15 protein-coding genes are annotated in these 19,954 nt (G+C 72.1%); 8 read left to right on the top strand and 7 right to left on the bottom strand.

What is annotated here, in order from left to right:
* Nucleotides 1-3: 3 nt before the first annotated feature.
* Genes DEJ21_RS06935 through DEJ21_RS06920 form a run of 4 tightly spaced genes read right to left on the bottom strand, consistent with a single transcriptional unit; the run spans nucleotide 4 to nucleotide 5,196 of the window.
* Entirely contained in the window at nucleotides 4-1,683 is a 1,680-nt protein-coding gene (locus DEJ21_RS06935) for an ABC transporter ATP-binding protein (RefSeq protein ID WP_111224126.1), read from the bottom strand.
* A complete protein-coding gene (locus tag DEJ21_RS06930; protein WP_111224125.1) occupies nucleotides 1,680-2,579 on the bottom strand; it encodes an ABC transporter permease in 900 nt (299 codons plus the stop codon). The genes DEJ21_RS06935 and DEJ21_RS06930 overlap by 4 nt, the downstream gene beginning before the upstream one ends.
* Nucleotides 2,576-3,571 (bottom strand): ABC transporter permease, encoded by a 996-nt coding sequence (locus DEJ21_RS06925; protein WP_111030532.1) that lies wholly within the window; start codon nucleotides 3,569-3,571, stop codon nucleotides 2,576-2,578. Before DEJ21_RS06925 ends, DEJ21_RS06930 begins: the two co-directional genes overlap by 4 nt.
* Before the next feature lie 5 nt (nucleotides 3,572-3,576).
* Nucleotides 3,577-5,196: an ABC transporter substrate-binding protein gene (locus tag DEJ21_RS06920; RefSeq protein ID WP_111224124.1), complete on the bottom strand. Its 1,620-nt coding sequence runs from the start codon at nucleotides 5,194-5,196 to the stop codon at nucleotides 3,577-3,579.
* Nucleotides 5,197-5,228: 32 nt separating this feature from the next.
* On the opposite strand from DEJ21_RS06920, the gene DEJ21_RS06915 reads away from it, so the two are divergent.
* Entirely contained in the window at nucleotides 5,229-5,828 is a 600-nt protein-coding gene (locus DEJ21_RS06915; protein WP_111047651.1) for a TetR family transcriptional regulator, read from the top strand.
* 342 nt (nucleotides 5,829-6,170) lie between these two features.
* Here the strand turns inward: DEJ21_RS06915 and DEJ21_RS06910 are convergent, their stop codons facing one another.
* The gene (locus DEJ21_RS06910) at nucleotides 6,171-7,193 is read right to left on the bottom strand and encodes a cation diffusion facilitator family transporter (protein WP_111224123.1); all 1,023 of its coding nucleotides are present in this window, start codon (nucleotides 7,191-7,193) and stop codon (nucleotides 6,171-6,173) included.
* A 244-nt stretch (nucleotides 7,194-7,437) separates the two neighbouring features.
* Between DEJ21_RS06910 and ileS the strand changes: the two genes are divergently transcribed.
* From ileS to DEJ21_RS06885, 5 genes are read left to right on the top strand one after another with little or no spacing between them, the layout of a single operon-like run.
* The gene (gene ileS / locus DEJ21_RS06905) at nucleotides 7,438-10,695 is read left to right on the top strand and encodes an isoleucine--tRNA ligase (protein ID WP_111224122.1); all 3,258 of its coding nucleotides are present in this window, start codon (nucleotides 7,438-7,440) and stop codon (nucleotides 10,693-10,695) included.
* Nucleotides 10,692-12,245 (top strand): folylpolyglutamate synthase/dihydrofolate synthase family protein, encoded by a 1,554-nt coding sequence (locus tag DEJ21_RS06900; protein ID WP_181435809.1) that lies wholly within the window; start codon nucleotides 10,692-10,694, stop codon nucleotides 12,243-12,245. Before ileS ends, DEJ21_RS06900 begins: the two co-directional genes overlap by 4 nt.
* Nucleotides 12,242-12,658 carry a DUF4233 domain-containing protein gene (locus DEJ21_RS06895; RefSeq protein WP_051596525.1) on the top strand — a complete coding sequence of 139 codons (417 nt, stop codon included), beginning with the start codon at nucleotides 12,242-12,244 and terminating at the stop codon, nucleotides 12,656-12,658. Before DEJ21_RS06900 ends, DEJ21_RS06895 begins: the two co-directional genes overlap by 4 nt.
* Before the next feature lie 35 nt (nucleotides 12,659-12,693).
* A complete protein-coding gene (ndk, locus tag DEJ21_RS06890) occupies nucleotides 12,694-13,113 on the top strand; it encodes a nucleoside-diphosphate kinase (RefSeq protein ID WP_017885984.1) in 420 nt (139 codons plus the stop codon).
* Between the two features lie 14 nt (nucleotides 13,114-13,127).
* Nucleotides 13,128-13,976 carry a thioredoxin domain-containing protein gene (locus DEJ21_RS06885; RefSeq protein ID WP_071405555.1) on the top strand — a complete coding sequence of 283 codons (849 nt, stop codon included), beginning with the start codon at nucleotides 13,128-13,130 and terminating at the stop codon, nucleotides 13,974-13,976.
* A gap of 66 nt (nucleotides 13,977-14,042) precedes the next feature.
* Here the strand turns inward: DEJ21_RS06885 and DEJ21_RS06880 are convergent, their stop codons facing one another.
* Both DEJ21_RS06880 and DEJ21_RS06875 read right to left on the bottom strand, forming a co-directional pair.
* Nucleotides 14,043-14,906 (bottom strand): thioredoxin domain-containing protein, encoded by an 864-nt coding sequence (locus DEJ21_RS06880; protein WP_111224121.1) that lies wholly within the window; start codon nucleotides 14,904-14,906, stop codon nucleotides 14,043-14,045.
* A gap of 31 nt (nucleotides 14,907-14,937) precedes the next feature.
* Complete coding sequence (locus DEJ21_RS06875; protein WP_164941242.1) at nucleotides 14,938-15,540, bottom strand: vitamin K epoxide reductase family protein; 603 nt, start codon at nucleotides 15,538-15,540, stop codon at nucleotides 14,938-14,940.
* A gap of 347 nt (nucleotides 15,541-15,887) precedes the next feature.
* On the opposite strand from DEJ21_RS06875, the gene DEJ21_RS06870 reads away from it, so the two are divergent.
* Together DEJ21_RS06870 and DEJ21_RS06860 are read left to right on the top strand one after the other, a co-directional pair.
* Nucleotides 15,888-18,905, top strand: a complete 3,018-nt coding sequence (locus tag DEJ21_RS06870) for an Rne/Rng family ribonuclease (protein WP_181435808.1) — start codon at nucleotides 15,888-15,890, stop codon at nucleotides 18,903-18,905.
* 1 nt (nucleotide 18,906) lies between these two features.
* On the top strand, nucleotides 18,907-19,836 hold the full coding sequence (locus DEJ21_RS06860; protein ID WP_111047644.1) for a hypothetical protein: 930 nt from the start codon (nucleotides 18,907-18,909) through the stop codon (nucleotides 19,834-19,836).
* Nucleotides 19,837-19,954: the final 118 nt, after the last annotated feature.

Genomic DNA, 19,954 nt, shown 5'->3' with positions numbered 1-19,954 from the left:
CGCTCAGCCCGCGAGGCCGGCTGCGGTCCCCGCTGCGGGGCCGGCTGCCAACCGCTCCGCGGCGTGCAGCAGCCGCGCGGTCACCGGGTGCGCCGGGCGCGCGAAGACCTCGGCGGCGGGGCCGTGCTCGACGACCGCGCCGCGGTGCACCACGAGGACGTCGTCGGCCATCCGCCGGACCGCCCGGAGGTCGTGCGACACGAACACCATCGCCACGCCGGTCTCGTCGCGGAGCCGTTCGAGGAGCCGCAGCACGGCGTCCTGCACCGTGGCGTCGAGGGCGGTCACCGGCTCGTCGAGCACGATCACCTCGGGGTCGGTCGCCAGCGCACGGGCGATCGCGAGCCGCTGTCGTTGCCCGCCGGACAGGGTGCGGGGGGAGCGGGACCGCAGCACGGGGTCGAGGTCGACCTGCCGCAGTGCCGCGTCGACCCGTTCGCCGAGCGCACCGCGCGCCCGCCGTTCGTCACCGCGTGAGAACGCGTCGGCGAGGACCCGCTCCACGTTCCACCGTTCGTCGAACGTCGCGCCGGGGTCCTGCACGACGGCCGCGACCCGGTGCCGTCGGGGGCGTCGCTCGCGTTCGGGGAGCGGGACCCAGGGTTCGTCGTCGAGCGTGACCGTGCCGGCGTCGGGTGTCTCGAGCCCGAGGAGCATCCGCGCGAGCGTCGTCTTGCCCGAGCCCGAGGCGCCGATCACCCCGAGCACCCGGCCGCGCTCGAGCCCGAACGACACGTCGTCCACCGCGAGCACCCCGCCGTAGCCGCGCGAGAGCCCCTGCGCCGCGAGCACGTCCCTCGCACCGTGCGAGGTCGGCTCCGAACCGTGCGAGGTTCCGGATGCCGTGCGAGCCTCGACGCCTCGCACGGCATCCGGAACCTCGCACCGAACCACAGCGGGCGCAGCCGCAGCCGCCGCAGCGCCGGCAGCACGCACCAGCGCCCGGGTCGCGGGGTGCACCGGCGCCGCGAAGACCTCGGTGACCGCACCCTGCTCGACGATGCGGCCCTCGTGCACGACCGCGACCCGGTCGGCCCACCCCGCGACGAGCCCCAGGTCGTGCGTGATGACGAGCAATCCGGCACCCCGGGTCTGCGCCGCCCGCAGCTGTTCCATCACGGTGACGGCGACCCCGGCGTCGAGCGCCGTCGTCGGTTCGTCGGCGACCAGCAGCGCGGGGGACCCGACGGTCGCCGCGGCGATGAGGGCCCGCTGTCGCATCCCGCCCGACAGTGTCCCGGCGAGCCGGCCGTCGGTCGCGGTGTCCGGGTCGAGGCCCACCGCGGCCAGGGCGTCGCGCACGGCGTCCACGCGCTCGGCCGCACGCATCTCGGTGTGCAGGCGGAGGCTGTCGGCGACCTCGCGCCCGACGGGGCGCAGCGGGTCCAACGCGCCCAGGGCCTCCTGGCCGACGTAGCCGACCCGCGATCCCCGCAGCCGACGCCACCGCCGGTCCGTGTACCCGCCGACGTCGACGCCGTCGACCGTGAACACGTCGGCGTGCACGGCGGCTCCGGGCGCGGACAGACCGAGCACGGCGCGGGCGGTGACGGTCTTGCCGGAGCCGGACGCCCCGACCAGGGCGACGCACTCGCCGGAGTCGACGCGCAGGTCGACACCGTGCACGATCGGGGTGCCGCCGATGGTGACGGTGAGCCCGCGGACGTCGAGGACGGCGCTCACCGCGCGGCCCCGGTCCGTCGGATCGCCCGGCCGAGCACGGTGACGGCGGTCGCGAGCACCACGATCGCGAGTCCGGGGAAGGTGCTCATCCACGGCGCGGTCTGCAGGTAGGTGCGACCGTCGGCGAGCATCGCGCCCCACTCCGGCGCGGGCGGGGGCGTGCCGACACCGAGGTAGCTCAGCGCCGAGGCCCACACGACCGCCTGCCCGACCCCGAGCGTGGCGACGGCGACGACGGGCCAGAGCGCCGTCGGCAGCACGTGCCGGACCACGGTGCGGGCGGGGGAGCGGCCGAGCAGCACCGCCGTCTCGACCACCTGCGAACTCCGGGCGGCCCGGACCAGGCCCCGCACGATCCGGGCGTAGCCGGGAGCGGTCGCGAACCCGACCGCGAGCACCGCCGGCACCGGACCCGGACCGGTCACGGCGATGACGACGAGGGCGACGAGCAGCAGCGGCAGGGCGAACGCGACCTCGGTGACGCGGCCGATGACGGCGTCGAGCAGTCGTCCGAGTCGTCCGGCTCCGGCACCGAGACCGGCGACGACGCCGAGCAGGACGCCCACGCCGCCGCCGATCAGGGTCGCGGCGACGCCGACGACGAGCGATGCCCGGGTCCCTGCGACCACCCGTGCCAGGACGTCACGTCCGGACTCGTCGGTGCCGAACGGGTGCGCGCCGCTCGGCGCGGCCAGGGCATCTGCGGGATGCACCGCGAGCGGGTCCCCGCCGCCGAGCAGGGCGGGCCACGCCGCCGCCACGACGGCGACCAGGACGACCACCCCCGCGGCGATGCCGCCGGCGCCGAGCGTCCCCCCACGGACGCGCTCGGTGCCGGCGGCGGTCTGGTGGCCGGGCGCTCCGGTCTGGAGGCCCGGGTCGGCGATCCCGCTCACCGCGCGCCCGCCGGGCGGCCGGGGCCACGGCGTTGCGCACCACCGGGGCGCAGGGCCGCGTTCCGTGCGGTGCTGCGCGGGTCGACGGCACGCTCGACCAGGTCGGCCACGGCCAGCACGACGACGTACGCGGCCGCCGACACCATCGCGATGCCGGCGACGAGCGGCATGTCCCGCTGGGTGACCGCGGTGACCAGGGCGCGGCCGATGCCGGGCAGGGCGAACACGGACTCCACGACCACGGCTCCGGAGACGAGCGACCCGAAGGCCCACGCGGACAGCGCGATCCCGGGCAGGGCGGCGTGCCGGAGCAGGTGCCGTCCGAACAGGCCGAGGCGGGTCTCGCCCCGACCCCGGGCGGCGAGTGCGAAGGCCGAGCGCTGCGCGTCGACCACGCCGTCGCGCACGGTCTCGGCCAGGTACCCGGCGACCGGCACGGCCACGGTCAGTACCGGCAGCACCCAGCCGCGCGCTGTGCCGTCACTGACCGCCGGCACCCACCCCAGGGACGTGGCGAACACCACGATGAGCACGCTGCCGAGCCAGAAGTGCGGCATCACGCTCGCGGTGACGCTCAGGGCGCTGGTGAGCCCGGCGGCGATCCGGCCGCGCTGCGTCGAGGCCCAGGCGGCGACGATCGCCAGCACCCAGGCGACGACGAGGCCGGCGACCGCGAGCGTCAGCGTGACGGGCAGCTGCTGGGCGAGGAGCGTCGCGACCGGGGTGCGGAAGGCGTACGAGTCGCCGAGCTGCCCGGATGCCAGGCGTCCGAGGAACACCGCGTACTGCACCAGGACCGGCTGGTCGAGGCCGTACTCGTGGCGGACCTGGGCGACGGCCTCGGCCGAGGCCTGCGAACCCGGTCCGCCGAGGATCGCGAGCGCCGGGTCACCGGGGATGAGCCGGATCGCGACGAAGACGATCGTCGCGACGGCCCAGAGCACGCCGATGCCCCCGGCGAGCCGCCGGACGGCCCACCAGACCCACCGCATCCGTGTCAGCGGTCGATCCAGGCGGTGCCGAACCACGGCGTCGAGACCGGGGTGGTCCGGATGCCGTGCACGGACGAGCGCACCAGGAAGTGGTTCTGCTGGTCGTACAGGGGGAGCACGGTGTCGCTCGCCAGGATCGCCTTCTGCGCCTGCTCGTACAGGTCGGCGCGCTCGTCGGCGTCCGAGGTGCGGGCGGCCTGCTCGAGCAGCCGGTCGACGTCGGGGTCGTCGAGCTGGGCGAGGTTCGCGAAGTAGCCGGACGGTGCGGGTTCGATGCTCGCGCTGTCGTACAGGATGCGCAGGACGTCGGGACCGACCTTCGTGTACGGGGCGCTGACGACGTCGTACTCGTTCGCGGCGAGGGCGGCGTACCAGCTGGACAGGTCGAGTTCGTCGAGCACGACCTTGAACCCGACGGCCTTCTCGGACGCCTGGATCTGCTGGAACAGGCTGCGCTCGGCCGGCACCGACTGGTTCGTCGAGACGGGGAACGTCACGGTGAGCTGCTGGCCGTCCTTCTCGCGGATGCCGTCGGACCCGACCTTCCACCCGGCGTCGTCGAGGAGCTGCTTCGCCTTGGTGGGGGAGTAGTCGAACCGGCTCTTCTCGGAGTACGCGAGCGGCTCCGCGCTCGAGAGCACCGAGTACGAGCGCTTCGCGGTGCTGAGGAACAGCGACTGCAGGCCGGGGTCGATCTCGGCACCGGCGATGAAGGCCTGGCGCACCGCTTCGTCGCGGAACACCCCGTGCCCGGAGTTCAGCTCGAGCCGGTTCGAGGCGCCGGGGCGTGGGGCGTCGAGGTCGCGGATGGCGCCCTTCGCCGACGCGGCCTTGAGCTGGTCGGGCTGGGCGTTGTCGATCACGTCGACCTGACCGGACTGCAGTGCGGCGTAGCGCGAGGTCGAGTCCGGCAGGAACCGCCACGTGATGCCGGACAGGCGCGGCTTCGTCGCGCCCCAGTAGTCGGCGTTCTTCGTCAGGGTGACGCGGTCGCCGTGCTTCCAACCGGTGACCTCGAAGGGGCCGGTGCCGACGGGGGACTCGCAGTTCGTCGCCTGCTTGCGCTCGAGCGCCTTCGGGGACTCCATGCCCACCCAGGGCTGCGAGAAGGACTCGAGCAGCGCGCTGTCCGGCCGGCTCAGCGTCAGCGTGACGGTGCGCTCGTCGGTGGCGGTCGCCTTCGTGATGGACTGCAGCGCCAGGTAGCCCGTGCTCGAGGCGGTGGCCGGGTCCTGCACGTGCTCGATGTTCGCCACGACCGCGGCGGCGTCGAACGGGGTGCCGTCGGTGAAGGAGACGTCGTCACGCAGGGTGAACGTCAGGGTCTTCCCGTCGTCGCTCGTGCTCCACTTCGTCGCGAGCTCCGGCGTGGGCTTGCCGTCCTCGAGCCCGACGAGCTCCTCGATGTACTGCGTCGCCAGGAGTGCCTGCGGGTAGTTGCCGCCGACGTGCGGGTCGAGGCAGGTCGGTTCGGCGTCGCCGGAGGCGTAGGTGAGCGTGCCGCCCGCGACCGGGGTGCTGCTGCCGGTGCTCGTGCCCGGTCCGCTGCAGGCAGCCAGGACGAGCAGGACCGCGGAGGCGCCCGCGACGGCGGTGAGGGTTTTCTGTACTGAGTCCAAGATCATGGCTGACCGAGTCTAGCGGTTTACTGGGGCCCATGGACGAACCGATCCGCCGCGGTGGCCGACCCCGACGCTCGAGCGCCGAGGTGCTCGCGGACGCCGCCGCCGAGCTCTTCCTCGAGCAGGGGTACGGACGCACCACGGTCGACCAGATCGCCGCCCGCGCCGGGGTCAGCCGTGCGACGTTCTTCAACTACTTCCCGGCGAAGGCCGACGTGATGTGGCTCGAACTCGACGCCGCCGTCGCCGGGCTGCCCGGGTACCTCGCCGCCTCGACCGAGCCGAGCGTCGTGCGGGCCGTCGAACAGGCGCTGCTCGCAGCAGCCCGTGCCCACGACCCCGAGCGGGTGCCGTGGGCCGTCGCGCAGGCCGAGGTGATGGGCATCGGGCCCGAGCTGGTGGCGGGCGTCGCGGTCCGGGTGACGGCGCAGCACGAGGCCGTCGCCGCCTTCGTCGCCGGCCGCACGGGGGAGCAGCAGCGCTCACTCTGGCCGCAGACGGTGTCCGGCGCGATGCTCGGTGCCGCCGCCGCGGCGTTCGGGGTGTGGGTCACCGACGGGGTCGGCCGCCGTGCGCTCGTCGAGTACGTCGCGGCGGCACTCACTCCGGTGGTCGCGGGCCTCGACGCCCGCTGACGCGCCGGCGTCTTCGCGCGACGCCGCCTCGACGGCGAGACGCCGTTGAATCCTGCGGCGTCTCGAGTACATGGCGGCGTCTTGCTGACACGCCGGCGTCCCACGGGCCGCGCGCGGGGCGGTGGACGTGACGGGCGGCGGACGGGAGGCCCGTGGCGGCCCGGCACCGCGCCTCCCGTCCGACGCTCTGTCGCTCACGGAACACGCCGGCGTCTTCACCTGACGCCGCCTCGCCGGCGAGACGCCGCTGAAACCGGCGGCGTCTCGAGCACATGGCGGCGTCTCGCTGACACGCAGGCGTCTTGCGACACGAACCCGACCACCCGCGCGCCCAGTCGACGCTCACTCCGTGCGCAGGGTCCCCGCGCCCCCGGACGCCACGTCCGAAGCGGTGCCGTCGCGCACGACCTCGGGCACGTCGCCGTCGGTCGGCACCAGCGACTCGTCGCCCGGGTAGCTCAGGGTGAGGACGGCCTCCTCGATGTACGGGCTGTCCTCGAGCGACTGCTCCACGTCGCGCAACCGCACCGCCACGTGCTCCTCGGTCTCGTTGCCCGTCAGGTCGACGGCCGCGACGAGGTACACCCGCGACGGCCCCACGAACTCCAGGTGCAGGTAGGTGACCCGCTCGACCTGCGACCGGCCCAGCAGCTCGACGAGCACCGCGTTCTCGAGCTCGGGGGACGTGCTCTCGCCGAGCAGGAACCGGCGGTTGCGGTCGATCAGGACGATCGCCACGACCCCGAGCAGCACACCGATCGCGATGGAGCCGAGCGCGTCGAAGACCGCCAGCCCGGTGACCTGGTGCAGGAACACCCCGAGGAACGCCACGACCAGGCCGATCAGCGCCGCCGCGTCCTCGGCGAACACCGCACGGAGCGTCGGGTTCGACGACTGCAGCACGTGCCGCAGCACCGGGACCTTGCGCTTCGTCGCGGCACCGTGCGCCTGCCGGTACGCCTGCAGGAAGCTCGTGCCCTCGAGCAGGAACGCGACCCCGAGCACGACGTAGTTGAGCACGACGTCCTCGGCTGGCCCGGTGTCCCCGAACTCCGAGATGCCGTGGTAGATCGAGACGATCGCACCGGCCGTGAACAGGCCGAACGCGGCGAACATCGACCAGATGTACGTCTCGCGTCCGTACCCGAGCGGGTGCGCGGTGTCCCGCTTCTTGCCGCCCCGTCGTTCCGCGACGAGCAGGAACACCTCGTTGCCGGTGTCCGCCCAGGAGTGCGCCGCCTCGGCCACCATCGACGCCGAACCCGACACGAGCGAGGCGACCGTCTTCGCGATCGCGACGAGCAGGTTCGCCCCGAACGCGATCAGGACGGTGACGAGTGACTCGGGGCGATCTTCTGCGGGCATCACTCAAGCATGCTCCCGTCCGGTAAAGTCGAGTTCCAAGAGCATCGATCCGGCCATCACCGGGGAGCTTCCGGAAGAACGCGGAGCGCACCAGCGCCTCCGTCAGTAGAACCGGGCGGGTTCGGGACCGTCACCACCCCCGACACAGAGTGGTCGCACAGCGCACGTTGGGCGGCAAACGAGGTGGTACCGCGGAACCTGTTTCCGTCCTCGTGGAGATCGAGCGAACCCACAAGGAGTCCCGGTGCCGTACCCGTTGAACGCCGATGCCGATGGCGTCGTCCCCTCGCCGAGCTTCCCCGCCGTCGAGCGGGGCATCCTCGCCTTCTGGAAGCGCGACGACACGTTCCAGGCGTCCATCGACGCGCGACAGGGCTGCCCGGAGTGGACCTTCTACGACGGCCCGCCCTTCGCCAACGGCCTGCCGCACTACGGGCACCTGCTGACCGGCTACGCCAAGGACGTCTTCCCGCGCTACCAGACCATGCGCGGCAAGCAGGTGCACCGCCGCTTCGGCTGGGACACCCACGGCCTGCCCGCCGAGCTCGAGGCGATGCGCCGGCTCGGCATCACCGAGAAGCACGAGATCGACGCCATGGGCATCGACGTCTTCAACGCCGCCGCCAAGAAGTCCGTGCTGCAGTACACCGACGAGTGGCAGGAGTACGTCACCCGCCAGGCGCGCTGGGTCGACTTCGAGGACGACTACAAGACCCTCGACGTCACCTTCATGGAGAGCGTGCTCTGGGCGTGGAAGCAGCTCTGGGACAAGGGCCTGGCGTACGAGGGCTTCCGGGTCCTGCCGTACTGCTGGAACGACCAGACGCCACTGTCCAACCACGAGCTGCGCATGGACGACGACGTCTACAAGATGCGCCAGGACCAGTCCGTCACCGTCTCGTTCCCGCTGCACGGCGACCGCGCTTCCGCGCTCGACCTGACCGGTGTGCGTGCGCTCGCCTGGACGACGACCCCCTGGACCCTCCCGACGAACGCCGCGCTCGCGGTCGGTCCGGAGATCGCGTACGCGGTCGTCCCGGCAGGGCCTGGAGGCGCGGCTGACGGTGCCGACGCCGGTTCCGTCTCCTACCTGCTCGCGTCCGACACCGTGGCCGCGCACGCGAAGGAGCTCGGCTACGCCTCGGGTGACGAGGCGCTCGCCGCCGTCGCGCGCACGCTGACGGGCGCCGAGCTCGACGGCGTCGAGTACGAGCGGCTGTTCGACTTCCTGGCCGACGCCGAGGGCTACGAGAACGCGTGGCGCATCCTGGTCGCCGAGTACGTCGAGACCGGTGAGGGCACCGGCATCGTGCACCAGGCCCCGGCCTACGGTGCCGACGACCAGGAGGTCTGCGCCGCCGCCGGCATCCCCGTCGTGCTGTCCCTCGACGAGGGCGGCGTCTTCACGTCGCAGTTCGGCGAGGTCGCCGGCATGCTCTGGTCGGACGCGAACAAGCCGCTGACCAAGGCCGTCCGCGACGCCGGGCGACTGCTCCGCCAGGCGTCCTACGAGCACAGCTACCCGCACTGCTGGCGGTGCCGGAAGCCCCTCATCTACAAGGCCGTCTCGTCGTGGTTCGTCCGCGTCACCGAGCTCCGCGACCGCATGGGCCAGCTCAACCAGGACATCAACTGGGTGCCGGACAACGTCAAGGACGGCCAGTTCGGCAAGTGGGTCGGCAACGCCATCGACTGGTCGGTCTCGCGCAACCGCTACTTCGGCACGCCGATCCCGGTGTGGCAGTCCGACGACCCCGAGTACCCGCGCACCGACGTGTACGGCTCGCTCGCCGACATCGAGCGCGACTTCGGTCGGCTGCCGGTGAACGCCGAGGGCGAAGTGGACCTGCACCGGCCGTTCATCGACGACCTGACGCGGCCGAACCCCGACGACCCCACGGGCAACTCGACGATGCGCCGGATCACCGACGTGTTCGACGTGTGGTTCGACTCCGGGTCGATGCCGTACGCCCAGGTGCACTACCCGTTCGAGAACCGCGAGTGGTTCGAGTCGCACAGCCCGGCCGACTTCATCGTCGAGTACATCGGGCAGACGCGCGGCTGGTTCTACGTCATGCACGTGCTCTCCACCGCGCTGTTCGACCGGCCGGCGTTCCAGAACGTCATCAGCCACGGCATCGTCCTCGGCTCGGACGGCCAGAAGATGTCGAAGTCGCTCCGGAACTACCCGGACGTCTCCGAGGTCTTCGACCGCGACGGTGCCGACGCCATGCGCTGGTTCCTGATGTCCTCGTCGGTGATCCGCGGCGGCAACCTCGTCGTCACCGAGGAGGGCATCCGCCAGGGCGTCCGCGAGTTCATGCTGCCGCTGTGGTCGACGTACTACTTCTTCACCCTGTACGCGAACGCCTCGGGTCCCGACGGGTACCGGGCTCAGCGCCGGACCGACTCGACCGACGTGCTCGACCGCTACCTGCTCGCGAAGACCCGGGTCCTCGTCACCGACGTCCGGACGCACCTCGACGCGCTCGACACCCCGCTCGCGGCCCAGGCCGTCCGCGACTTCGCCGACGTGCTCACGAACTGGTACGTCCGTCGCTCGCGCGACAAGTTCTGGACCGGGGCCGACGCGGACGCCGGCGCCGAGACCCGTGCGGCGTTCGACACGCTGTACACCGTGCTCGAGACCCTGACCCGGGTCGCCGCCCCGCTCGCGCCGCTCGTCACCGAGGAGATCTGGAAGGGCCTGACCGGCGGACGCAGCGTCCACCTGACGGACTTCCCTGCCCCCGACGAGTTCCCGGCCGACGACGCCCTCGTCGACGCGATGGATCGCGTGCGCGACGTCGCCTCGAAGGGCCTGGCGCTCCGCAAGGCCACCGGCAAGCGCGTCCGCCTGCCCCTGGCCACGCTGACCCTGGTGGTGCCGGACCCGGCCGCGGTCGAACCGTTCGCCGACATCCTGCGCGACGAGCTCAACGTCAAGCGCGTGGTGCTCGAGGCCCAGGCGGAAGAGTCCCTGGCGCAGTACGGCATCGAGCGGAAGCTCACCGTGAACGCCCGCGTCGCCGGCCCCCGCATCGGCAAGCAGGTGCAGCAGGTGATCCCGGCCGCCAAGAAGGGCGACTGGACCGCGACCGACTCCGGCGTGACCGTCGGTGGCGTCGACCTGATCGAGGGCGAGTACTCACTCGATCTCACCGTGGCCGACGCCTCGGTGGCCGTGGCGTTCCTCGACGAGGGCGGTTTCGTGGTGCTCGACACCGTGACCACGCCCGAGCTCGAGGCCGAGGGGCTCGCCCGTGACGTCGTCCGCGCCGTCCAGCAGGCCCGCCGCGACGCCGACCTCGACGTCAGCGACCGCATCGCCCTGACCCTCCGGGTGGACAGCACGGCCGACGGCGCGGTCCGCGCGCACCAGGAGCTCATCGCCGGGGAGACCCTGGCGACGAGCGTCGAGATCGTGCCCCTCGGGGCGGACGACACCACCACCGACGTCGGTGACGGTGCGAAGGTATCCGTGGAGGTAGCACGCGCATGAGTGACCACGACCAGTACGACGACCACGAGGCGAACGAGGAGTTCGTCGGACACGACGAGCTTGACGGTCGCGACGAGGACGGCATCCGGATCCCGGTCGGCCCCTCCGGCGACGCTCCGACCGATGCCGTGCCCTACGGCGGTGACGACGACGAGGTCCGCCGCGTCGAGGCCGCCCTGTACGCCCGCATCGGCGAACAGGCGCCCGAGCGCCGGCTGACCGCCACGCGCCGCGCCGTCGAGCTGCTCGGCGACCCGCACCTGGCGTACCCGGTGATCCACGTGACGGGCACGAACGGCAAGACGTCGACCGCGCGCACCATCGAGAGCATCGTCCGGGCGCACGGTCTGCGCACCGGCCTGATGACGAGCCCGCACCTGGTGTCGATCCGTGAGCGCATCGTGGTCGACGGCCAGCCGATCGCGGCGGACCGGTTCGTCGAGAACTGGGACGACATCGCCCCGGTGCTCGAGATCACCGACCGCGAGCTCGCCGACAAGGGCGAACTCCCGCTGACCTTCTTCGAGGCGCTCACCGTGCTCGCCCTGGCGTGCTTCGCCGAGGCCCCGGTGGACGTCGCCGTGATCGAGGTCGGGATGGGCGGCGAGTGGGACTCCACCAACGTCGTGCAGAGCCAGGTGTCGGTGTTCACGCCGATCGCCATCGACCACGCGAAGCAGCTCGGTGCCACGGTGGCCGAGATCGCCCGCACCAAGTCGGGCATCGTCAAGCCGTCGTCCGCCGTGGTGTCGAGCCGGCAGGTCCCCGAGGCCTTCGCCGAACTCGAGCGCGCCGCCGAGCTCACCGAGTCCACCCTGGCCGTCGAGGGCACGGTGGGCCCCTTCGAGCCGGTACCTGACCGTCGCGGAGCGGCGGGCAGGCCGAGCTCGCAGGGATTCAGCGTCGTCGACGTCACCCCGGCCGTGGGCGGACAGCTCATCACCGTGCAGGGCATCGCCGGCCGCTACGACGACCTGTTCCTGCCGCTGTTCGGCCGGCACCAGGCGGAGAACGCCGCCGTGGCCATCGCGGCGGTCGAGTCGTTCCTCGGCCGCGGGGCCCAGGCCCTCGACGAGGACGTCCTGTCCGAGGGCCTCGCCGGCACGACCAGCCCCGGCCGCCTGCAGCCCATCGCGACCGACCCGACCGTCGTCGTCGACGCCGCGCACAACCCGCACGGTGCGAAGGCCCTGGCCGAGGCGCTGCCGGTCGCGTTCCCGTCCGAGCACGTCGTCGGCGTCGTCGGGATCCTCGGCGACAAGGACGCCCGCGGGTTCGTCCGCGCGCTCAAGGACACCGTCGCCACGTTCGTCGTGACGCAGCCGCCGGGGGAGCGTGCGCTCGACGCGGACGAGTTCGCCCGGGTCGTCGTCGACGAGGTCGGCGAGGACCGCGTCGTCGTCGAGCCGTCCCTGGCGTCCGCACTGCAGGAAGCGCGCAGCCTGGCCGACGAGGCCGACGCCGAGGACGCCCTCGTGCTCGTCGCGGGCTCCATCGTGATGGTGGGCGCGGTCATGGACCTCGTGCACCGCGAAGGCGAGGCGAAGTGACGGACGCACCACGGGCCTCCCGGCCGGGCCGCGCACCGCGCACCCGGAAGCCGCGCCGCGAACGCGGGGCGCAGGAGAGCCTGCTCTCGATCACGCTTGTACTCGAGGCGATCATGTTCTTCTTCCCCATGCTCGTCGTCTTCGGCAAGGGCACGCTGCCGCCCGCAGCGGCCTTCGGCGGGGGCATCGGCGCGATCATCGTCCTCGCAGCTGCCTCACGTCTGACGGGCAACCGGGCCGGTGTATGGTTCGGGTGGCTGCTGCAGGCGGCCATCCTCGCCACCGGGTTCATCGAACCTTTCATGTTCGCGGTCGCCGTGGTGTTCCTGGCGCTGTGGGTCTTCTGCTTCGTCAAGGGCGGTCAACTGGACCGTCAGAACGCCGCGCGCCGAGCGGCCATGGGCGAGGACTGACCACCACATTCGACCCCGAACACAGGGAGTACTGCGTGTCCGACTTCGAAGAGACCCTCGTCCTCGTCAAGCCCGACGGCGTCGCCCGCCAGCTGACCGGTGAGATCCTCCGCCGGATCGAGGCGAAGGGCTACGAGCTCGTCGACCTGAAGATGCTCACCGCGCCGCGTGACCTGCTCGACGCGCACTACGAGGAGCACCAGGGCAAGCCGTTCTTCGAGCCGCTCGTCGAGTTCATGCAGTCCGGTCCCGTCGTCGCCGTGCGCGTCGCCGGCAACGGTGCGATCGCGGGCTTCCGCTCGCTCGCCGGCACCACCGACCCGACCTCGGCCGCGCCCGGCACGATCCGTGGTGACCTGGGCCGCGACTGGGGCCTCAAGGTGCAGCAGAACCTGGTCCACGGTTCGGACAGCCCCGAGTCGGCCGCGCGCGAGCTCGCGCTCTGGTTCGCCTGAGCGACGGGGACGACGTGACGAACAACGACCGACCCACCAAGAACGAGCGGCGTCAGCACGCCCGAGAGGTCGCACGCCAGCGCGCCGACGCCGAGAAGCGCCGCAAGCGCCGCAACAAGTGGTTCCTGCAGGGCGGCATCGGCCTGGGCATCGTGGCGATCGCCGCGATCATCGCGATCGTCGTGGTGAACGTGAACAACGCGCCCGTGGTGTCCGCAGCCGGGCCGAAGAACATGGCCACCGGCGCTATCCAGTTCACCGGCCAGGACGGCAAGGTCACCCCGGTGACCACGCCGGCCGTGTCCGCGACGGGCTCGGCCTCGCCGGTCCCGACGGCGAACAGCGACGGTGCCGTGACGGTCACCGAGTACGTCGACTGGGCATGCCCGGTCTGCAAGCAGTTCGAGGCGGCCTACTCCGACCAGATCCTCGACAAGGTGAAGTCGGGCGACGCGACCCTGGCGATCCAGCCGGTGTCGATCCTGGACCGCAGCTACGCGGGCTCCCGCTACGCGAGCCGTGCCGCGAACGCCGCCATGTGCGTGGCGAACTACGCGCCGGACAAGTTCCTCGACGTGCAGACGCAGTTCTTCGAGAACCAGCCGGCCGAGGGCACCAAGGGCCTGACCAACTCCGAGATCGCGAAGCTCGTCAAGGCGGGCGGCGCGACCGGTTCGGACCTGTCCCAGTGCCTGTCGTCCGAGCAGTTCAAGGGCTGGGTGACGAAGTCGACGCAGGCCGTCACCACGAACGAGGCGCTGGCGGGCACGCAGGGCTTCGGCACGCCGACGATCGTCGTCGACGGCAAGCGCCTGGACGACCTGAGCACCGTCATCACCGCGATCGACGCCGCGGCGAAGTAGCACTCCCCGAACGACCGACGGCCCTCGCTCCCATCCGGGAGCGGGGGCCGTTCGTCGTGAGGGGGGCTAGGACGTCCCGCCGTGCTGCCGGACGAAGGCCGCGAACGCGTCGACGTCGGCGAGGGACGCTGCACCGTCCGCGTTGTACTGCTCGCCGTCGACGATGATCGTCGGCGTGCTCGTGATCCCGTCGAGCGACGAGTTCGGCACCGGGTCGTTCATCGCCCGGTTCGTGGCGTCGGCGACCCACCCGGCGAAGTCCTGCCGGGTGATGCACGGTGTCACGGCCGGGTCCGTCGCCCCGGCCTCGTGCGCGAGGGACGCCAGCTCGTCGTTCGTGAGTCCGCGCGTGCTCTCCGAGGGCTGGTGGTCGTAGAGCGAGCTGTTGAAGGCCAGGAACGCGCCCGGGTCGTGGTCCGCGACGCACGCGGCAGCCGCGGCCGAGCGGGTGGAGTACCGCGATCCGAGCGACACGCGGTCGAGCAGCCCGAGCGGGTGCAGCTCGAGGGTGGCGGTTCCGTCCTCCACCCACTGCCGGATCCGGGGCATCTGGGCCGTCTCGAACTGGTTGCAGTACGGGCACATGTAGTCCGCGTAGATCGTGATCGCGGTCTTCGAGCCGTCCTGCTCGGTCGGCGTCGGGGTCCCGCCGTCGGGCACCGCTCGCGTCTCGACGGGCACGATCCTGCCGCGCACCCCGGTGAGCAGGACGCCGTCGCTCGCCGTGTTCCGTGGACCCGGCCCGGCGGGCTGCACGGAGTTCGCGATGACCAGGACGACCACCGCGACCACCGCGAGGCCCGCGACGATGATCCCGCTGATGCCGAGTGTGCGGAGGCGCCGGCGTCGAGACTGCTCTGCCGCCCGTGCCGCTCGCGCGCGTTCCCGTGCGGCGTCGCGGCGCGCCCTGCTGCTCTCGTGCTCGCTCATCGATCCCGAGCGTAGGGGCAGCGGGGACGGCTCAGAAGCTGGTGAGGACCGCGGGGAACTTGATGATGATCGTGACGATGATGACCAGGTAGTTCGCCAGCACGAACGCCCAGCTGAAGGGCAGGAGCGACCGCCCGACACGCTGTGCCCCGGCGCCGAAGCGACCCTGGGCGGCGTTCCAGATCGTGAACACCCAGAACATCGGGATCGTCATCGACCAGACGAGCATGCACCACGGGCACAGCGCGCCGATGACGAACACGGTCTGCGTGAACAGCCAGGTCACGAACACCCACGCCAGGAAGACCCCGGCGTTGAAGACGATCCAGAACCAGCGCGAACCGTTCCGGAACCCGGCGAGCAGCAGCACGGCGACGGCGATCGGGGCGACGAACCCCATGACGCCGAGCAGCGGGTTCGGGAACCCGAACAGGTGCCCCTGCCAGCTGGCCATCACGTCGGAGCAGTTGATGAACGGGTTCACGTCACAGCTCAGGACGGCCTTCGGGTTCTCGTACTTCGTGAACTCGTCGAGGACGAGCCGGAACGAGCCGAACAGGCCGACGATCCCGGTGACGAGCAGGAAGACCGCCATCGCGATCGGACGACGGGGGGCAGGTGCAGACGCGGTCACGCGGTCATCATCGCATGCGGGTTCCGGTGCTTTCCGGGTGCGGCATGCGATAATGCCTGGAGGTCGTGCGGCCAACCGCACACCGAAGAGAGCTTTCCGAGTGACGCCCCACCGGGCCGAACCCGGACGATCCGGTGCGGTGAGAGCGCACTGTGGTCGGGCAGCGTCACTCCGATGCCGAGCCGGAACGGGCCGGGTGCCCGGACCGGAACGGGCGCGGACGCAACGAGAAGTTGACGCGGACCGATCACGAGACAGCGAGCGCGGGGGCGTCGACGCCGCCCGCCACGACACAGAATTCCCGCCACCCGAAAGGGTGCGAGTGGGGCCGAGGAGTGCACCAGTCCATGGTGGAGCAGAACAACGACAACACGACCAACGACGAGAACGCGCCGAAGCGCCGGAGCCGCCTGTTCGGCGGTCGCCGCGCCCGGTCGTCCGGCCAGGAGGCCCGTGGGGGCGCCGAGCAGGCACCCCACGCCGACGAGACCCTCGCGCTGACGGGCGGCGCTGACGCCCGTCCCGCGGCCAGCGTCGCGTCGGCCGGTTCGCCGGACTCTCCCGGTTCGCCGGACTCGCCCGACTCCCCGGCATCGCCGGCGTCGCCCGTCGAGCCGACCGACACCGGGGCGGTCTCCGTCGCGGTCGAGGCGGTCGCCGACAGCGGTGCCGAGCCGCACGACGTGAGCACGCTGACCGGCGACCTGCCGGTCGTGACGGGCGACCGGTCGGCCACCGCGACCGACGGGGCGGACGCGGACCGCGCCTCCCGTCCGGCCGACGCCGCACCGACGGCCGAGGTGAGCGGCGACGCCGCACCCGCCGACGAGCCGTTCGTGCCGAAGGCCACGAGCACGCTCAGCCTGATCTTCCACGCGCCGGTGCTGCCGGAGCTGCCGCAGCGCGCGCCCCGGTTCGAGCGTGACCGCGACCGCGACCGTGACCGCGACGAGGACGACCGCTACGACCGCGAGGACCGCTTCGACCGCGATCGCGACCGTGACGACCGCGACGACCAGGGCGGCTCGCGCCGTCGCTCGCGTCGCCGTGGTTCGAGCGCCGACCGCGAGGCCCGCGAGCCGCGCGACCACCAGGAGCCGCGCCGCCGCGAGCCGGAGCTCATCACCGAGCCGCAGCGCATCAAGGGCTCGACCCGGCTCGAGGCGAAGAAGCAGCGACGTCGTGACGGCCGCGATGCCGGACGCCGCCGTCAGGTGGTCAGCGAGGACGAGTTCCTCGCCCGCCGCGAGAGCGTCGACCGCCAGATGATCGTCCGCTCCAGCTCGTCGACGATCGAGATCGGCGTGCTCGAGGACGGCATCCTCGCCGAGCACTACATCACCAAGTCCGAGAACGTGTCGCTCATCGGCAACGTCTACCTCGGCAAGGTGCAGAACGTCCTGCCCTCGATGGAGGCGGCGTTCGTCGACATCGGGCGCGGCCGGAACGCCGTGCTCTACGCCGGTGAGGTCGACTGGAACTCCGTCGAGACCGGCAACCACGGTCGCCGCATCGAAGCAGCGCTCAAGCCGGGCGACAAGGTCCTCGTGCAGGTCACGAAGGACCCGGTCGGCCACAAGGGCGCCCGCCTCACCAGCCAGATCTCGCTGCCGGGTCGCTACCTGGTCTACGTGCCGAACGGCTCGATGAACGGGATCTCACGCAAGCTGCCGGACACTGAGCGTGCCCGACTGAAGAAGATCCTCAAGGAAGTCCTGCCGGAGCACGCGGGCGTCATCGTGCGCACCGCTGCCGAGGGCGCGACCGAGGAGCAGCTCACCCGCGACGTGCAGCGCCTGACCAGCCAGTGGGAGGCCATCCAGAAGAAGGTCGCCGGTGGTCACGCGCCGGTCATGCTGCACTCCGAGCCCGACCTGCTCATCAAGATCGTGCGTGACGTGTTCAACGAGGACTTCACGAAGCTGATCATCGACGGCGAGGCCGCCGGCGGCACCATCGACGAGTACCTGTCGGCCGTGGCCCCGGACCTCAAGGACCGCGTCGTCCGCTACGAGGGCCCGGACTCCTTCGAGGAGTTCCGCCTCAACGAGCAGATCGACAAGGCCCTCGACCGCAAGGTCTGGCTGCCCTCCGGTGGTTCGCTCGTCATCGACCGCACCGAGGCCATGACGGTCGTCGACGTCAACACCGGCAAGTTCGTCGGTTCCGGGGGCAACCTCGAAGAGACGGTCACGAAGAACAACCTCGAGGCCGCCGAGGAGCTCGTCCGCCAGCTCCGCCTGCGCGACATCGGCGGCATCATCGTCGTCGACTTCATCGACATGGTGCTCGAGGAGAACCGCGACCTCGTGCTCCGCCGCCTGGTCGAGTGCCTGAGCCGCGACCGCACGAAGCACCAGGTCGCCGAGATCACCTCGCTCGGCCTCGTGCAGATGACCCGCAAGAAGATCGGTGTCGGCCTGCGCGAGTCCCTCGACGAGGTCAACGCCAAGGTCAACGACAACAACGCCGACCCGGGCCCGAGCAAGGGGCGTCGCAAGGGTCGCGGCGGGAACGGCAACGAGAACGGCCGATCCGACAACGGCAACGGCAACGGCAACGGCAACGGTGGCAAGGGGAACTCCGGTTCCTCGGGGTCGTCGAACGGTGCCTCCGGCCAGGCGCACCAGATCACCGACGACGTGAAGAACGCGCTGTCGCGGATCGCGGCCTCGACCCTCTCGCACGACGAGCAGGAGGCCGCAGCGGCTGCCGTGACCGCGACGGAGGCCACGGCACCGTCGTCGGCCGACGCGTCGACCGGCCCGGACAGCACGGGTGGCGAGCAGCCGACCGGTTCGAAGCGTCGTCGCCGTGGCCGTGGCGGCCGCGGGGCAGAGCAGCAGAGCGGCGACCAGCGCGCCGGAGACCAGCAGAGCGGCGACCAGCAGGCCGCTGCCGACGCTCGGGCCACCGATGCACCCCAGGCACCCGCTGCCGAGCAGTCGGACGCGTCTGAGTCGTCGGTCACCGCTGAGCCCGCCGTGATCGTCGAGCCCGAGGCGCGCGCGCCGAAGGTCGCCGCTCCGGCCGTCACCGAGCCCGCAGCCGCACCGAAGGCGAAGGCCCCGGCCCGCCGTCGCGTGAGCTCGAGCGCCACCGTGACGCCGACCGACAACACCGTGGCGATCCTGGACATCCCGATCGCCGCGGCACCGAAGCGCGAGCCCCGCGCGGTCGCCCCGGACGCCGAGTCCCTGCTCGACTCGGTGCTCCAGGCGCTCCCGGAGCCGAAGCAGCCCGGACAGGGGCGCTCGCGCTCCCGCCGGGTCTCGTCGCCGAGCATCAGCGCTCCCGCCACGCCGACGGAGGAGTCGACCGACGACGCCGACGGCTCCGACGGCGCAGTGATCCTGGGGAACTGACGTGACGAACCCGGGCGACCCGCAGCAGCAGCGTGGGTACTACGGTGCGGGCTGGTCCCAGCCCGCACCGCCCGGCCCGGGTGCCCAGCAGCCCGGCGGCCCGGTGCCGCCGCAGCAGGGCGGTGTGCCGCAGTACGGGCGTCAGCCCGGTGCCGGCGCGCCGTACGCCCCGCCGCGGCCGCCCCGTGCCCCGGCCGACCCCCGCCGGGCCTTCGCGCCCGGCGCCTCGGTGACGAACACGGCCGGTGCGCTCATCGCCGTGGTGGCCCTGGTGCTCGTCGAGTTCGTGTCCGGGCTCTTCGGACTGCTCGGCACCTCGCTCGTGGTCAGTCCGTTCCGGCACTACGGCGCCGGTACGAGCCTGCTCGGCAGCTTCACGACCGGGGTCTTCGTGGCACCGTTCCCGTACTACGTCGGTGCGTTCCTGGCCCTGGCGTTCCTGACGCCGATCGACCGCCGCAGCCCGCTGCCGAGGCTCCTGCTCCGCGTGGTCCTCGCCGGCGCCGCGGGCACGGTGGCCCTGATGCTCGTCGGGGTCTTCACCGGCTCGTTCGGAGCGGCCACCGCCGGCGGCTCCCAGCTCGTCATCGACGTGCTCACGCGACCGCTGCAGAACGGTCTGCCGTTCACCGTGATGCTCCTGGCGACCGCCACGGCAGCTTGGCTCTGGCTCGGTCGGCCGCGCCGCGGACGTGGCTCGTCGACGACTCCGGGGATGCCGGGCACCGTCCGACCCGCCGACGCGGTCCCGCCCTCGACGATCCAGCCGCAGGCACCGCAGCAGCCACAGCAGCAGCCGCCGGCACCGTACGGGCAGGGGCGCGTGCAGCCCGACCCACACGGCCAGTACGGCGGCCAGTACGGCGCCGGGCCACGCCCAGACCAGCAGCAGCCCCCGGCGAACCCCTGGGGCGGTCCCGCGCCCCGCTGAGCCCGTTCGCGACCCCTCGCACGGTGCGAGGCCCGGCCGCGTCAACGCCGCCCCCTTCGAGCCGTGCGAGGTTCCGTACTCGGTGCGCCGGTCTCCGCGTCGCACCGAACCCGGAACC

Source organism: Curtobacterium sp. MCSS17_006 (assembly GCF_003234215.1).
GTDB classification, from domain to species: Bacteria; Actinomycetota; Actinomycetes; order Actinomycetales; family Microbacteriaceae; genus Curtobacterium; species Curtobacterium flaccumfaciens.
The sequence above is the reverse complement of the archived record's forward strand: the minus strand, read 5'-3'. Positions and strand labels throughout refer to the sequence as shown.